At 42.8% G+C, this 17,351-nt stretch carries 10 protein-coding genes; 1 reads left to right on the plus strand and 9 read right to left on the minus strand.

Annotation, left to right across the window (positions count from 1 at the left end; all coding sequences use genetic code 11):
• Positions 1-5 precede the first annotated feature (5 nt).
• The 7 genes from BDE36_RS22845 to BDE36_RS22875 form a co-directional block, all read right to left on the minus strand.
• The gene (locus tag BDE36_RS22845; protein WP_141816835.1) at positions 6-2,549 is read right to left on the minus strand and encodes a hypothetical protein; all 2,544 of its coding nucleotides are present in this window, start codon (positions 2,547-2,549) and stop codon (positions 6-8) included.
• A gap of 75 nt (positions 2,550-2,624) precedes the next feature.
• Positions 2,625-4,106 carry an L-fucose/L-arabinose isomerase family protein gene (locus BDE36_RS22850; protein WP_141816836.1) on the minus strand — a complete coding sequence of 494 codons (1,482 nt, stop codon included), beginning with the start codon at positions 4,104-4,106 and terminating at the stop codon, positions 2,625-2,627.
• A gap of 112 nt (positions 4,107-4,218) precedes the next feature.
• Positions 4,219-5,451: an MFS transporter gene (locus BDE36_RS22855; protein WP_141816837.1), complete on the minus strand. Its 1,233-nt coding sequence runs from the start codon at positions 5,449-5,451 to the stop codon at positions 4,219-4,221.
• 45 nt (positions 5,452-5,496) lie between these two features.
• Positions 5,497-6,399 (minus strand): DUF5017 domain-containing protein, encoded by a 903-nt coding sequence (locus tag BDE36_RS22860; protein ID WP_161987788.1) that lies wholly within the window; start codon positions 6,397-6,399, stop codon positions 5,497-5,499.
• A gap of 13 nt (positions 6,400-6,412) precedes the next feature.
• Complete coding sequence (locus BDE36_RS22865) at positions 6,413-8,227, minus strand: RagB/SusD family nutrient uptake outer membrane protein (RefSeq protein WP_141816839.1); 1,815 nt, start codon at positions 8,225-8,227, stop codon at positions 6,413-6,415.
• Between the two features lie 11 nt (positions 8,228-8,238).
• Positions 8,239-11,415, minus strand: coding sequence for a SusC/RagA family TonB-linked outer membrane protein (locus BDE36_RS22870; protein WP_141816840.1), 3,177 nt, complete (start codon positions 11,413-11,415; stop codon positions 8,239-8,241).
• A 198-nt stretch (positions 11,416-11,613) separates the two neighbouring features.
• A complete protein-coding gene (locus BDE36_RS22875) occupies positions 11,614-12,804 on the minus strand; it encodes a glycoside hydrolase family 130 protein (RefSeq protein WP_141816841.1) in 1,191 nt (396 codons plus the stop codon).
• A gap of 466 nt (positions 12,805-13,270) precedes the next feature.
• On the opposite strand from BDE36_RS22875, the gene BDE36_RS22880 reads away from it, so the two are divergent.
• Positions 13,271-14,146 (plus strand): AraC family transcriptional regulator, encoded by an 876-nt coding sequence (locus tag BDE36_RS22880; RefSeq protein WP_141816842.1) that lies wholly within the window; start codon positions 13,271-13,273, stop codon positions 14,144-14,146.
• 74 nt (positions 14,147-14,220) lie between these two features.
• On the opposite strand, the gene BDE36_RS22885 is transcribed toward BDE36_RS22880, so the two are convergent.
• Positions 14,221-15,300: a glycoside hydrolase family 5 protein gene (locus BDE36_RS22885; protein ID WP_141816843.1), complete on the minus strand. Its 1,080-nt coding sequence runs from the start codon at positions 15,298-15,300 to the stop codon at positions 14,221-14,223.
• A 56-nt stretch (positions 15,301-15,356) separates the two neighbouring features.
• Positions 15,357-17,336, minus strand: coding sequence for a sialate O-acetylesterase (locus BDE36_RS22890; RefSeq protein WP_141816844.1), 1,980 nt, complete (start codon positions 17,334-17,336; stop codon positions 15,357-15,359).
• Positions 17,337-17,351: the final 15 nt, after the last annotated feature.

Raw genomic sequence — 17,351 nt, forward strand, 5'->3', positions numbered from 1 at the left:
TCGGTTTACCACGATACCACTAATTCGCCTGTCACATCTTTCACCATATAGTTATTCCCAAACTGCTCCTCCCCTTTTGAAAACGGCAGCTTTCCATCCTTCCATGGATAGGTAGTATTCAGATAAAAATGTATGGAACTTTCTGTCGTGTTATCGTTAGGAAACACCCGTACAGTGGCATTCTTTAGACCAGAAATTTGCAGGCGTCTCGAAATGCCAAGTTCTCCGGAGTGCATCTCTTTGCACGATACAATTCCGTCAGCCTGTTCTACAAACACCCGCCCCTCCCTGTGCCATGCTGTTGGAAAAGAATATGTTGCTTTTCCCTTATTCAGCTTCGTATCGTATCCAATTAAGACTGGCGCCCCTTGGGGAAATTTAAAGTTGTGCTTAACCGAAGTGTTAGGCACATATCCTGAAAAGAAATATCCGTTATTACTTCTTGCGATTCCTAATACCGGGTTTTTGATGTCAGGACTTTGCTTTCCTATCGTATATTCTATGCCGAACTCTTTAAGAACATATCTTAGGTAAAGGGGACCCGTAAAGTATTTATCCGGATCGTCGGGCTGTAGTAAACGGCCACCTTCAAAATGACTCGAATTTGTTCCTCTCACGTAAACGACCTTCCCCCCCTGCCACTCTGGTAGTGACCTAACCCATACTGCATCACGGGTATTTTCAGATTGAACCATTCTCATCAGAACCTTTGTGTTTGCATCTTTAGGATCCTTAACTTTGGTGCTAAGTCCTCCGCCAGAGAACAGCGCCTTGTGTCGTATTTTATCAGGATATTTTCGCTCCAGTTCATCAGGAATATAGTTCCCGGAAATTTGAAAGTCACCTTCCAGCGCTTCTGCATTTTGAAGATTGAGGAACTCCAGAAATTCTTTACTAGCATTATCTGCAGGCCCGTAAATTATGAATTGTCCGCCTGCTTTTACAAATCTCATCAGAGCCGACTCGTATTCTGACCCGGCATCAGGAACTATTCCTATAAGTACAGACTGGCTAAACAGCTTAGGATTGTTCTGCAAGGCAGACTGAAGTGACGTTGTAGAAACAACGGTATTTAAAGGTAATCCGTTATTGATCGCCTGACGAATAAACCAGTCACCATAGTAAACTTCGTTCAACCGGCCTTGCTGACCGGATGCCCAGTTGTGATATTCGTCAAAGGGATAAACCCAAACCAGGGGACCAGGAGCCGTGGGACTGTTGTATCGGGCTTTAAGGATATGCGGAATCACCTCGTCAGGAACCTGTGTCGGCATATTCCCAAAAGAATCGTCGATTGTTAAAAAATTCAGATGCGTTGGCAATGCCACTTTCCCTTTCGAATTAATCCGGGCAACCGACATGGGAAGATAAATATCGTGGGGCTCACTGCCATAACGGTCTAGCCAGGGACTGTTTAGCCACCAGGGATCATGGGTATAGTACCTGAAGATATACCGGTCGTCTGGCAATTCCGCCATACGCGACATATAACCTATCATTTCTAACCCAAAATCGCCATCCAAAGCAGCCCAGGGCGAATTCGGTGGAGGCAGAATGTTAAAGCCTCCCTTATAAATTGCCCTTAAATCAACCCCGTCTTTTGCAAGGTCAATCCCGGTAGACAAATTAGTACCGCGGGTCTCGATTCTAAAATCCGGGCACTCTTTCCTGAATAAGCTCCAAAATTTGATAATTTTCTCCTTTGTTTCACCCAGGCGGTCTTTATTAAAGCCGGTACCGGTAAAAATCACGCCCGTCGAGGCCCAGGGCTCCATGCCGAAGCCAAATCCATTACTGAACCAGATATAGTCATATCCCAGGTCTTTAAGGAAATGCTGACTTTGACGTCCAAAGAAAGTACCAAACGAGGTGTTTGCTGGAATCCCTTTTGGAAAACCTGCATATTTGTCCTTGCCGGCGTTCAACGTCGCATAACTAAACACGAAGCTCTTATGCCCCATTGCACTGCCTTCCAGTATTTCAGGATGCTTCTTGTACTTAAAATCTGATTTCGCAAACTCAGGTCCCGGATCAAAAGTAGCGCCTACCTTTACTGGTTTGCCTGTTAGTGCTGTGCCGGCTTCTTTCAACGCCTGTATAATAAACTTAAGATCACCATATGTATAATCAGGTGGATTATCCATATATAAATAGGCACGTTCATGGAGCGACAAGGATTTGGGACCTGAACCTACCTCATGTTCGGTATTAGGATTTCCTATATACTTTGCCCACTCCAGGCGTTGATTAAGGTCGCCGGTGTAATCCAGAATCTCAGATCCGTCAGAAGTCCAAAGCATAATAGAAATAGTATCGGCATGCCGGAGCAGTGAACTCCACTGCATAAACATTTCGGCAGCAACCTTTCTTATATCTTCCTTATCATTCTTTTTGAAAGGTTTTAAAGATGCCTCCAATGTAATATTCTGAAAAGGAACGCCCCTTATATTTCTGCTATCAGGCGGCACAACGACCATCTGTTTAACGCTATTACAGCTGTAAACCACGACACTTAACAGAAACAAATATTTTAAGTATTTTGACTTCATTTCATTATTTTATTAAAGGTACTGCTCCATAAAAGAGACATACCTTTTTGTAATTGCAACAACTGCAATAAACTTCTATTCGACTATAACTGCTTCAATATTAAGATAATCGCCAATTTTCTTTATGATAGCAGCATGATGCCCAACTCCCAATGCAAAATGATGCGTTGGACCTTCTTTTACCCATTTCTTCAGGAACGTTCTGACATCAGGCTTGAAATACCCGCGGGTGTTTGTATTACCAGTAGGCGGAATCGGACCCTCAACTGAAGTACCCTCAGCAATAACAAATTTAAATTTGCCATCATAGGTCGAGGTGATGCTCAGCATAGTGATCGGTCCTTCTTTAATTTTGAATTCCACACCAGCACCCGATCCCGGCTTACCATGGTATTTTTTTAAACTTCTCAAAACAGGCTTCCCTTGAGCAATAGTAATGTTATGTGGACCATCATGGCCTACGAGAATAAAATTCTCATCAAAATCTATTGGATGGAACTCAGCAAAACTACCTCCGATGCCGAGGCGTTCCATGATCAGCATAGCGATACAGCATTTAAGGTCAGATTCACCGCACATCGGGAATCCCGCTCCTGTTAACATTGAATTTCCAACAATAAGATTAGTCATTACCCGACGGGTGATACTTTCTTCCGCTCCCTCATAGTAGTATGCTAAACCTGTTAAATCCTTCTCCTTCACGAACGCTTCAAGCGCAACTGAAACACGTGCCGCCACTTCCAGATCTTCTGGTTTTAATTTTTCAGAAATTGGATCCGACACGGGGTCGGGAGTATCAAAGAAATCCAGTATGCGTTTCTTCTCCGCTTCTATATCTGCCGAATTGGCCTTCTCATATTTACTTACAATTTCGTTTTCTTCACATTGAACGATATGTAAACCAAAATGCGCAGTCAGCATGGTCGCGTCCGAATGCATGTCAAGCATCGCCTCTATAGGATGCCCTATATGTCCTATTCTGGCATTTTTTAAATCATGAAGAACCCTTGCAATATTGCAATACTCTGCAATCTCGTCCTCCGAATCACGGTCATCATGAAGCGTACCTACAATCACATCCGGAGCCTTCCTGCCCATCCTAACCGCAACTCCTGTAAACTCAGGTAGAGAGCAAATATCATCATTGTATAGTTGCTTATAGGTTGAAGCCTGTTCATAATTCAAAGCCTTATCAGGTTGCAGGGCGACTAACACAATAGGCACATCCATGCTTTTAATTATAATGCCGAAAGTACTGGATGTAGCATAGGTTAGCATGTCGCAAAAAATCAGGTCCAGATTGGCGGCCTTCAATTTCGGCAGTACATCATAAGCACTCTTCACATCGTCTACCATTCCAAAATCAAATACCTCTACCTCATTCTTTTTAACCTTGTTAACAAACACTTCCTGCTTATCCAACATCTGTTGATAAAGCCCCTCAAACTGAGGCCAGTATTTCGAATATCCAACACCAAACACGCCAATGCGCGGAACCGTGTTGCTGCGTTTTTTAATTCGCGAATCCGTTTCAAACCCACTTGTCGGCCTATTCATAATTGGTTCTATTATTTGATTCGTCATTTTCCTGTTATTATGATTTATTTAAAACGAATTAACTCAACTAAACAAGTACAACAGTAACCCCAACCAGGGCTCATCTAACTTTTTAAAACTCTCCTTCTTTCTGAAACAATGGCTTGATTTGAGGGATAAAAACTACCAGAATAATAAATGCAAGCGGATACATTAACCCACAAAGAATCCAAAGTGGATCGTAAGAGAAGTTCTGAACAACAAGCCCGATCAAGGGATTTACAATAATACCGGCTATAGCTCCGGCAGTTCCCGTTAGTCCAACAACTGTAGATGTCGCGTTATTTCCGAAAACATCTGAAATGGCCGTGATATAATTAGTGATCCAAAAGCCATGAGCGAACATCAATAACGACATTAATGCAATTGCCCAGGCCACAGAACTTACCCCCTGAATAAACATCGCACCTAAAGTGAGGAATGCTGCAACGCCCATCACAGTTTTCCTTGCTGTGTTCACCGTAAAATTCCTTTTTATCAGCTTATCTGAAAAATAACCTCCCAGCATATTTGATAAACCTAAAGCAAGGAAGGGAATCCACAACAAGCGTCCAACCTCATCAAACGACACATTTCTTTGCTCGTTAAGATATTTCGGGATCCAGAACATTATGAAATAAAATACCGGGTCAAGCAAAAAACGAAGAATTAAAAAAACGATTGCATTTCTGTTCCCAAGGATCTTTAAGAACGGCACTGTCTTCCCTTTCATTTCTGCCGCCACAATTTCTGTATTTGCAACCTTTTTCTTCCAGGGAATTAACACCCACACAACGAACCATACTATCCCGATTACACCTGGAATAATAAAGCTCCATCGCCATCCCATATCATTAGAAATCCAGATAACAAGGGGAGGGGCAAGTACCGCACCCATCGCCGAACCGCCTATTGCAATTCCATTTGCCAGTCCTCGTTCCTTCCTTTCAAATAATTCGTTCACGGTCTTGGCAGCGGCGGGGAAGCATCCTCCTTCCCCGACCCCTAATAAGAATCTGAACAGTATCAGTTGAAAAAAATTATTCATAAAACCATGTAAGCCGCTGGCAATCGACCACAAACCAACTGAGAATGCCAGTCCAAGTTTCGCGCCGAACCGGTCTGTCAAACGGCCTCCGATAGTAAACATCAAAGCATAACTAACAAGAAAGCTGGTGTTTATCATTCCATACTGAACATCCGAAAGCTTAAACTCTTTCTGAATCTTGATGATAGTTATTGACAGTATCTGACGGTCTAAAAAATTCAGGCCTGTCGCTATGAATACTAATCCCAGAATAATCCAACGAACTGCACTTGGTTTCATATTATCGATCTTCTCATGACGGGCTTCTCTCTAATCTTCAGTCCTTTAAGGCGTTATCGTTATTTCCAATTGCCTTACAACAGACTTTTGAGCGTCGACATTAACATTTGTCCCAACAAAAGTCACCTTATATGTACCTGGCCGCGTATAGCCAGCAAAATCATAACGGCTTAAAGAGTTACCTGCAATATATTGTATGGGTAGTCCCACATCGGGAGAAACTTTGGTAAAATTGAGAGGACGAGTGACATACCAGTCTTCACTCACTGGTGCATTCTTGCCTCCACCGATTATAACCAAGTCAAGAATGGGAGTCCCCCGTGAATACCATGTATTCGCTGAATTTATAACATCAAAAGGCTGCCATCCCGCATTTTGCAGGTTAGCAATCGGCAGAGGAGTCCCATCGGCTAATATATACTTTGCGTTAAATCCCGGAATAATCCAGTTTCCGCCAGCATTGTTGGGATCCTGGGCTCCCACAAACTTAAGCGCAAAAAATAATGACTTACCTGGTTGTAAAATGTCTGAAACATCAATCGGCCCCGACTGAGTAACAGTGGCATTTTTTGCAATGACTGCCCTGCTTGTTATATCTGTCCAGTTCGCTGCCAGAACCGCCTCTTTGGTTAACTGATCTAACTCCGTTGTTACCATCAGTCTAAGCGAATTTATCTGCGTCCCTCCGCCGCCATACTGCGTAACAACTTCTATTTGAGGAACTCCACCTTCAACCTGTGTTCTGTCTCTATATTCATAGTCAGCCCCGGGCATCCCGGAGTAAAACGTTATATTCTCCGCCTTTCCTGAAAAATTGAATCGGACTGTATCGCCGACCTTGTAGGTCAATTTTTCCAACTGAACGTCAAAATCAGGCGCTTTAACATCCATCTCTTTACTGCAAGACACTATGGTAAATGCCAGTAATACGATATATATGTATTTCATAATCATCTTTTTTTTAATAACCTGGATTTTGAACAAGCGCTTTATTCAAGGTCATATCATAAATTGGAATAGGCAGAAGTTCAGTACGGAAACTAACATTATTTGTCCATGCTACCATAGGGTCTGTCATTCCCATTGCTTTTCCTTCTACTGCGTACTGCTTAATTACAGCCTCAAAGTTGCCCCAGCGAATAAGGTCGGGCCGACGTGAGGTTTCGAAACATAACTCCCTGGCCCTCTCATCTTTTATGGCCTGGAACAACGCCTCTTTCGAAGAGGTTTGATCCGCTGTAAGATCAGCACCGTCTGCTGATGTTATTGCAGCCACGGCAGTAGCGCCGCTTCCCCCTCCGCCACTAATGGTAACCGTAGGCGACACAGTGTAATAAGGGCCTGTTTTCGTCAATTTCGCCGGTTCATCAAGGGTTATTGCCACCACCTTACCGCCATTTATCATTGCTGTTGCAGTAGCTCCGCCACTGATCGTAACTGTCGGCACAGATGTATAATTACTTCCTTGATTCGTAACAACAATCGCCCTTAAACGATTACCATATAGAATCCCATGTCCCCTTCTTCTTACCTGGTTAACATACTCATATGCTCCGCCAGGTCCCCTTAGCTCATTTTCAGCTTCGGCGATCATCAGTAATACATCTGAATACCGCAGCACGGGGAAGTTTTGTCCCGATATATTATTACCTTTTGGTGTAAGTGTCTCGTATTCCCGCCTCCACTTACCGGCATATCTCCGGAATAGATCTGTTACAGGCGTATAAACCGCCTTTGGTTGATTTCCCCAACTATATGTAGCGATATTCCAGTCGCGGCGTATATCCTGTGACGCCTTTGGAGAAGTTGAGCTTAGTGCCTCCTCTCCATACAAATTATACAGTTTTTTCGATGCCATCAGTAATCCGCCACTCTTTCCCTTCTCAAGATCAACACATAAAATACCGCACCTCGCACCTATATAGTAGGTATATTCCTGATTGTTTCCTGTGCCATTTCCATTATATTCAACCTCCCAGATACTCTCATTCAAATCGTATTCGTCGCGGGCGTATCTTTTAAAGATCTCCCTGTAATCAGGTTCCAATGAGTGTTTGCCCGAATCCTTCACTTTAAGCGCCCATTTTAATGATTCTTCATACTTCGACTTATCATTCAGGGGATGTCCTGCCATTTTTAAATAAACCCGTGCAAGGATCCCTCTAACGGCCGACTTTGACACCCTGCCTCCAAACGTTGCACCTCCTTCTCCGGCCTCATCAACTAAGCCTTCGGCCTCGATCATGTCGGTTACAATTTTATCGTACACTTCCTTCATTGGAGTCCGCGGTACATTTAAATTAGTGATCGACGGATTAGCGTCAAGCATCAGCGGAACATCGCCGAAATTGCTCACAAGCAGGAAATAGAAGTATGCCCTCAGGAACAAAGCCTGACCTTTGATCCTGTCCCTCGGCGTTTCATCGAGTCCCGGATTATCTGTTCCAGCAAGCACACTATTTGCCCGGTAAATCCCCTGGTATAAGAATTTCCAAAAATTGGTTATGTACACATCGGCGGGGCTATATACGTATATGGTAGAGTTAGACGACCCTGTTCTGTCATACTCTACATCGGTGGTGGCATTGATCCAATAGGGCCACACATCCTGGTATACCATTCCAAGGTCATCATAAACTCCAGCCAGGCCTGTTTCAAGCTGGGCTATAGTTTTATAGTCCGGGGAAATAAAATTCGTCGGCTCTGTGTCGAGAAACTTATTACACGAAGTACTGCCTAACAGTACCACTATTATTATCATCAAATATTTTTTCATGTCTTCAGGATTTATAATGATGTACTAACTCCAAAAACTATTGTCCGCGCTAAAGGATAGGACGCAAAGTCGAATCCAGGGGTCAGAACAGAATGCCGCGTAGAAACATCCGGATTTGAGCCTGAATACTTTGTCCATGTGTGCAGATTTTGCGCCGATACATACGCCCGAAGCGTCTTAAGCTTCATGCTTCTCAGTAACGACGCGTCAAAATTGTAACCAAGAGAAACGGTTTTCAGTCGCAGGAATGAACCATCTTCTACAACGCGACTAGAAAAGTAAGCATCTCTCTGACCACCTGTGCGGAACATTGTATTACTCGGATTATCTGGCTGCCAGCGGTTTGTATAGCTCGCATACTGGTTTAAAGCTCTTGTGCGCTTGGCGTTACCTTCAAATATTAGCTTGTTGGCATTAACAATATCGTTGCCATATGACCATTGAAAGAAGACGTTCAAATCAAAGCCCTTATAATTAAAATTGTTGTTAAAGCCTCCTGTATGTATAGGGGTACCGCGCCCGATCACAGTAAAATCGTTTAAATCTACTTTAAGATCCCCGTTAATATCCCTATATTTAATATCACCAGGTTGTATAGTTGCCCTTGCCTGCCCATTTGATGGAATATTATCTTTAAGGATATACTGTTGCTGCAAATTAAGATCGAAATCTTCATACTGATACACCCCATCCCAGATCAAACCATGCATTTGGCCGGCCGACTGCCCCACTGGTGAGATATACGATGGCACACTCGAGAAATCGCTATCAAAGGCAACCTGGCTTGAAATAGATGAGATATCCTCATACAGTTCAAGAATCTTATTCTTATTAAAGCTAATATTAAAGTTGGTGTTCCACTTAAAGTTCGGCTTGTCGACATTGACGGTATTAAGGGTAAGCTCAAGTCCCTGGTTCTGCAGCTTACCAACATTCTTATAAGCCACGGCACGGTTATAAAGATTCAGGAGCCCTGTAGAATAAGGCAGGTTGGCTTCGATAAGAAGGTCCTTAGTAGTTTTTCTGTATACATCCGCTGTAAGTTGTACACGATTTTTCAGCAGAGCCAGATCATATCCTATATTAGCCTGTACGGTCGTCTCCCATTTTAAATCCGGATTACCATAACTTGCTAAAACGGAACCCCGGCTTGGACTGGCACTGTTATTAAAGGAATACCCACCAAATAAAGGTATCTGAAGCTGCGTTACATACGGAAAGTCAGAAACCCTGTTGTTACCGGTTGAACCATAACTAACACGCAGTTTAGCATCCGTAACAACATCTGCATCCTTCAGGAATGCTTCTTCTTTCATCCTCCAGGAGAGCGCTGCTGAGGGAAAGAAAGCCCAGCGACTGCCTGGCGCGAACTTAGAAGAACCATCATAACGAAGGGATGAGGTCAGGTAATATTTAGACTTGTAATTATAATTAACCCGGCCGAGGAACGATGCCATTGTCCAGCGCGACCTTGAAGAATAGTTAATATTTGTCAGAGCCTCGTCCAGACCGTCTATACCTAAGGATTCGTTTAATACCTGCTGGGCTTCAAGACCATAGTTTTCATTCGTTTGTTTTTGGATAATAAACCCGCCTACCACGTTTAAATTATGAAGTTTGTTGAACGTTTTTTGATAGGTAAGAATGTTCTCGTTTAACCAGGTATTAATCGGATTGTGGGTAACCGAACCATTCACGCCCTCCACTCGCCGGTAATTCCCATTGGCAGTTAATGAATTATTGAAGATATTCCTTTGCACCTCCATACTGTTTATACCTCCCGAAGAACGGAAAGTCAGACCAGGCATCAGGTTAATGGAGACCCATGCGTTAGCACTTAAATTATTTACATAAGTTTCCCGGATCTCATTTTTGGCTGAAATGATAGGATTAACACGAAAGTCTCCCGCAACTGCCTCAGGATCAAAAAACTCCTCTATTAACGATTCTCCGCTTGCAGCGACCGGCCTGAAGCCCCAAACATTATACATAAGCGCAAGACTACTGTAAGTATATTTATAGGCGGTCTCTGATGCTATTGATCCATACGTTTCGGTTGCACTATAGTTGGCGTTGGCCCCTATCTTAACCGCCTTACTAAGTGTTTGATCAAGGCTAAACCTACCCTGGTATCTCCGGAATCCTGAGTTAAGGATAAGCCCGGTTTGATCCAATACGTTTCCGGATATAGAATAAATAGTGTTATTGGCACCTCCCCTAATGGATATTTCATGGTTATGGGAAGGAGAACTTTGATAGATCTCATCCTGGACGTTAATGGTTTCTACATTCCGGTAATCTTCCAAAGGCATTTTATTTAAATATGCATTCTGTGCATAAACCGGCTCAAGCTCAGCCTGATACTTCACAAATTCATAGGCGTTCATCATATCGATCTGCTTCGGATTCTTAGAAAACCCGTAATAACCGTTATAATTTATAACAGGCGCACCGATCTTACCCTTCTTAGTGGTAATGATAATTACGCCGTTAGCACCACGAGCACCATAAATTGCCGTGGCTGAAGCATCTTTAAGGACTTCCATTGATTCGATATCCGAAGAATTAATGGAATTGCTGTTCGCGTCTTCGGAAGGAAAGCCATCGATAACATATAATGGAGATGCATTCTGAGTAAGTGTACCCGCACCGCGGATAACAATATTGTTGTTCGAACCAGGCTGACCATCGTTAGCAGCTACAGAAACCCCGGCAACTCTACCAGCTAACGCTTCGTCAAATGACTTAACAGGGGCCTGAACCAGCTCCTTCATTTTAACCTGCTCAACCGATCCTGTAAGATCCTTCCGTTTAGATGTTCCATATCCTATCTGAACTACCACCTCATCCAACTGGCTGTTCGACTCCTTCAACACTACGTTAATTATTCTGTTATTGCCCACCAGAACTTCTTTGGTCTCAAACCCTATGTAGTGAAATACAAGAACATTCTGACTGCCATTCACTCGTAGGCTGTAGGCGCCTTTAACATCCGTTACAACCGCGGCCTTCGTGTTTTTGACCCTGACCGTCACGCCCGGAAGCGACTCTCCCTTGCCGTCTCTGACAACACCATTAACTGTAAATGATGAGGCAGAAGTCGCCGGCACCTGTCCATGAACAGTATCAGTAAAGAACGATACTATTAAAACAAGGGCGGCCACTTTTAACCTCTTTTGATGCTCCATTTGAATCAAATGAAAACATCTGAATAATTTGGTAAAAACTCTCATCTTTTAATTGATTAGTAAATCTTAAATCCCTTTTGATAGCCGGTTATTGGTTTATACTGAGTAACCGGCAAATAACCTTTCCGCAATAACTTAGTGGTAATCCATTGTAAAAATTAATATAATTGGTTTAAAATAGTCACGTATACGTATTCTTCAAAAGGCACTCATTACGACGCCCTTATTACTATCAATAATGTTACATACCATTTCAGCTGATTTCGCTGAGCGGTACTGATCTTCGGGCGTATTTATTACATAGTCTACCAGCCGATCTATACTGGATGTTGCTACGTGCTGACGGGTATCTGACGATGCATAATAGATATATACTGCTCCGTCTTCATCAGCAATCCACCCGTTACTAAATAAAACATTTGACACATCGCCCACTCTTTCATCGCCTTCCGGGGCCATAAAGTAACCTGCTGGTTTGTGAATAACCGCTGTCAGGTCGTTTAGACTCGTCATAAACATATAAAGCACATACCGCAGGCCCGCAGCAGTATTGCGCACGCCATGAGCTAGATGCAACCATCCATGCGGTGTCTTAATCGGAGCTGGGCCCAGCCCATTCTTTGCCTCGTAAACGGTATGATACATTTTCCTGTCGATCACCGTTTCCTCTTCGATGAAGGCATTCTCAATACTATCGCATAAGCCGAAACCAATTCCTCCCCCTTTACCCGCGTCAATAAAACTATCCTGCGGACGGGTATAAAAGGCGTATTTCCCATCTACAAATTCAGGATGTAACACGACGTTCCTTTGCTGCGGTGAAGGGGTTTTAAGATCCGGCAGTCTCTCCCATTTTACTAGATCTGTTGTCCGGGCAATCCCACATTGTGCCACTGCTGCTGACTGATCTCCTTCAGGGGCGAATAGATCACGGCGTTCGGTACAGAACAAGCCATATATCCATCCGTCTTCGTGTTTTACCAGGCGCATATCGTACACGTTGGTATCCGGGGTATCGGTTTGAGGCATAACGATAGGATATTCCCAAAACCTGAAATTATCGATGCCATTATCACTTTCAGCCACTGCAAAAAATGACTTCCTGTCGAGACCTTCCACTCTGGCTACGATCACATACTTTCCTCTGAACTTTATAGCTCCCGAATTGAAAGTGGCATTTATACCAAAACGCTCCAGTAAAAAAGGATTCTTTTCATAATTCAGGTCATACCGCCATTCCAAAGGCACGTGTGCCGCTGTGAGGACCGGATATTGATATCGCTCATAAATCCCGTTACCAAGGTTGTCTTGAACATTTTCTCTTCTTGTTAACTCCTTATAGGCCCGCTGTAATTCATATAATCGCTTTTCAAAGCTGACATTCTCCATTCCTTTTCTCTATTACTGGTTAAAATCTACTTGCCAAAATATACCTCTCGTACTATCGGAAAATCGTCAGATTCATATAGTAGTGGAGGCGGTTTATTTAATTGTAAATCTCCACATCGTTCCGGTAAAGCACTAATACTTTTTTAGCTAAACCTTATATAATACTGTGACGTTCTACTTTCAGCCGACTCTCTGGTATTGGACAACGGGCATTATTTCGATAGATACCCAAACAAGGAATGCGCTATACGCACTTAAAAGGCAGGTAAATGTTCGAATGGATTCAAATTCAAATCGCAAATAGAATGCATTTCTAAATACACTAAAAGATACTAATACTTTTTTAGCACTTTGACTACTTCTTTTTTTTAATCAACTATAAGCTTATCTTTAGCTGTGATGTTTTTGTCGGCAACTTATAGATGACAAAGCATCTCTTGTCTATACTAATAACCATTGTAAGGCCATGAACAAATTAATGAAAGAAATTACTCCTTTAACGCCGAATGACTGTTTCACCATCTTCTCCCGTGTTAAAAAAGAATTCAATTTCCCGCTTCATTTTCACGAAGAATATGAGTTAAACTTAATTATGAATGCGAGTGGCGCAAAGCGGATTGTAGGAGACCATATTTCTGTGATAGACGACCTTGAACTGGTATTGGTCGGGCCCAATTTACCACACGCCTGGTTCACCCATAAATGCACAAGCGAGGCTATAACAGAGCTGACAATACAATGGCACAAGGATTTATTTGACGAAAAACTCCTTAAAAGAAATCAACTCTCCTTTATCAGGAAAATGTTCGAACAAAGCGTAAGAGGCATCTCATTTACTAAAGAAACAATTCAATCAGTGTTACCAAGAATTCTTTCGTTAAGTCAGCGAAATGGCTTTGATTCTGTGATGGATCTGATCAACTTACTACATGACCTGTCGACATCAAGAAATATGTTAACCCTTTCTGATTCTACATTTGTTAACAATCAAAACTTCAATTACAACAGCCGGCGATTAGAGAAGGTATTTGAGTTTATGAATAACAATTACCACAAGGAAATATCTCTTAAAGACATAGCAAACTTAATAGGAATGACGGAAGAGTCCTTCAGCAGGTTCATTAAAAAGCGAACCGGCAACACATTCATTAACACATTAAACGAAATAAGATTAGGACACGCTTCCCGGATGCTTATTGATACAACCCACTCTATTACTGAAATATCATATCACTGTGGCTTTAACAATATTTCGAACTTCAACAGGCTGTTTAAGAAGAAAAAAAGCTGTACACCAAAAGAATTCAGAGAGAACTATTCGGGGAACAGGGTTTTCATATAGCAACCTTAATAAAGGATGTGACTGTAGTGACTCGTCAGCACCCTGTCTAACCCAGACACCCGACTGCTGATGGTTTACCTGCAGCTTTGTGGATCTGTCGATATATAGTTTTTAAGCACCTGCATTTGCGGTCTGTCAACTCCGCCTCGTGGTTGAATAGCCAGTCTGTAGCTTCCCCATCTCGGCCCTGCCGACCAGTAGGTTCCGTTTATACAATTGGCTTTCATATATTTTAACATATTATCCAATACCGGGAGCCATCGGGAATCATCATCAGGAATACCATACTCGCCAATAAAGCCTCTCTTCTTATTGGCCGTTAGCCAATCAACAAAGGGTTTTATTCGATTTACGCCAGTTTGAGCATTTGCCTTCTCCTCGTCATAACTACCATCATAAGTTCCTGCAGAAGTGTCATCAAAATAAATGTGAGCTTCATAGATCAACTTCTGCGAAGGGTCAGTTAGGTTCTTTAGATTATCGCTGACACGAGGCCAACGCTCTGCCGAACTATAACTATCGCCAGCAACGAGGATAGGTGTTTCCGTATCTATAGTTCTTATTTTTTCTATAACAGGCTGGATAATATTGAACCACGATGTCGGCGATGGCATATTAAAAGGCTCATTCATTACACCATAAGCCCAAATGTTTTCCCTATCTTTAAATACCCCGGCAAGTTTTCCCCAAAAATCGACGAAGGCAGCAGTTGGTAACGTCGGGCTCCCTATTATTTCTTTATTCCCATTTACCATCCTCCTCGCAAAATTGTGGACATCAGGGATAATCAAAATATCCCGTGCCGCAGCTGCATCTATAAAATCAGTAAGCCTTTTCAGTTCTACGGGATCCAAAGGACCATTTAAGGCTGGTTGCAACCGTTCCCATAAAAACGGCAACCTGACAAGGCGCATATTCTTTGATTTGAAATAATCAAGGTCGGTAACAAGGGGATAACTGTAATCCTGTCGATATTGTCCGGGAACATTAGAACCAAACTCTGCGCCAGACAAATTCGTGCCGAAGGGCTGGGGCTCTATACTAACAATCTCGCCTTCCTCTACCGGCTTTACGGCAGTATTCACCTTATCTTTACGGCAAGATAGAATCCCGATCATCGCGGCTATTAACAAAACCGATATCACTTTATTCATAATTACTATTGATTTATAGCTATTCAGATACAGCCTCCCGACTCAGCAGCTTACCCCTATCGAATAGAATATTTCACCCGATCTGTGATTCCATTCCAGTGGTCGGTGCGGAAAGGAGCAGCAGGCAATCCCGCTTCATTATAAAGATTTCCATCACTGGCGTCGTCGGCCCATCCATACCTTACGGCTACAGGATTCGGAACCTTACTATGAGCGACAACTACTTTATCACCATCTATTGTAACTTTTGCATAATAGAATTTTTGGTCAGAGCCGGCAATTTCAAACCCTTTTACATATCCGTATTTATCTTTCGCCCACAAACCGCCTTCCGCGTACTTAAAGCTCAGAATCGCCTGGTTATCCCTAATTTGTATGGATTTAAAAACTGGACCTGAAAAAGCAACTGGTTTTTTATAAGTTTTATTTAAAGCAACAGCAGCGAGGCGCTTCCCAACATCCTGTTTGTTTCTGGGATGAATATCATTGACATCGCCTATATCAATGGTTACTGCCATGCCGGTATTTGGCAGCGCCAACGCAGCGGACTGGGCTTCACGCAGTTCAGCCCAGGAACTTCCGTTGTTGCTATTCCCGTTTGCACCCTTCCAGCTCGAAAGCTGAACAAAGTAGAAAGGAAAGTCGCCCTGATGCCAATGATGCCGCCAATCGTTAATCAGCAACGGAAAAGTGGTCCTGTATTGGAAAGCGCGATTGGCATTGTTCTCACCCTGATACCAGATCACTCCTTTTATGGCGAAATCAGTTAATGGGTTTATCATTGCGTTGAATAACAGAGTGGGGAAATCGTTAGGATTGCCAACAGTTCCCGTATTCGTGCCCGAGTTCTCATATACCTCCTCAACTTGATATTTCCATTCTCCCGATAAAGGATACATCTTGTCTGAAATTGTAATTTTCAATTCATCACTTGTTCCGTAAACACCACCTCCTCCTCCGTTATCCTCTATGCGGACAGCTATCACGTTTTTCCCTTCTTTCAACACTACGGCTGAAATGGGATAGACACGTCTTTCGTTATATTTGTCATGCATCTGTCCCACCTCTATTCCGTTTACGTAGGTAACATCAGAATCATCGATACGTGCAAGTTCAAGAATCGCCGGTTTCCCTGCATCATCTGCAGAAAGCACTATCGTTTTCCGAAACCACACTACGCCATCGAAATTCTCTATGGATTGCTCCCACAAACCGGGAAGCTTCGCTTGATGCCATTCTCCATCATTGAATGATAACTCCTTCCATGTTGTGGTACTTCCTATGCCGGGAAAGCCACCCTGAAGTTCTTTGATTCGTTTAATCACCTGCTCTTTCCGCTGTTTTATCAGCAATTGAAGATCAGCGTCTTTCTTTGTTGCGACAGTTCCATCTTTAAACAAATCACTTTTCTCTAATGACGTCTGACTAATCCAGGTTTCTATATCAGTCCCGCCCCATGAGGAATGAACTAAGCCAATAGGAACATGAAGCTCTTTATATAGCTCCCTGGCGTAAAAATATCCTACGGCAGAAAACCTTGCTACGTCCTCCCCGTCTGCTATTTTCCATGAAACAGACCTGTCTAAATCGCTTTTTGGATGATAAGCCATTGCTTTAGGCACTTCCAAATGGCGTATCTCATTATACTTAGCATCTCTAATTTCAGAAGTTGCATTTTGGCTGCTGCTTACGGCAAACTCCATATTTGATTGACCAGAACACACCCACACATCGCCCATCAATATATCTGAAAGAGTAATCATGTTCTTACCTTTAACAGTAAGAGAATAGGGGCCTCCGGCCTTTTCAGCATCTAGCTCAAGCCTCCATTTCCCGTCTTTACCAGTCGTTGTAGTCTTCAGTTGATTGCGAAACTTGACTGTAATCTTTTCACCTTTATCAGCCCAGCCCCAAACAGGTATGGGCTGGTCACGCTGTAAAACCATATTGTTACCAAACAATACAGGCAGACGAATATCTGCAAACGTCGCCGAAGCAAAAAAAACAGTAGCGAATGAGAGGATACAGACTTTCATGTAATAGAAATTAAA

The organism is Arcticibacter tournemirensis, assembly GCF_006716645.1.
GTDB lineage: Bacteria > Bacteroidota > Bacteroidia > Sphingobacteriales > Sphingobacteriaceae > Arcticibacter > Arcticibacter tournemirensis.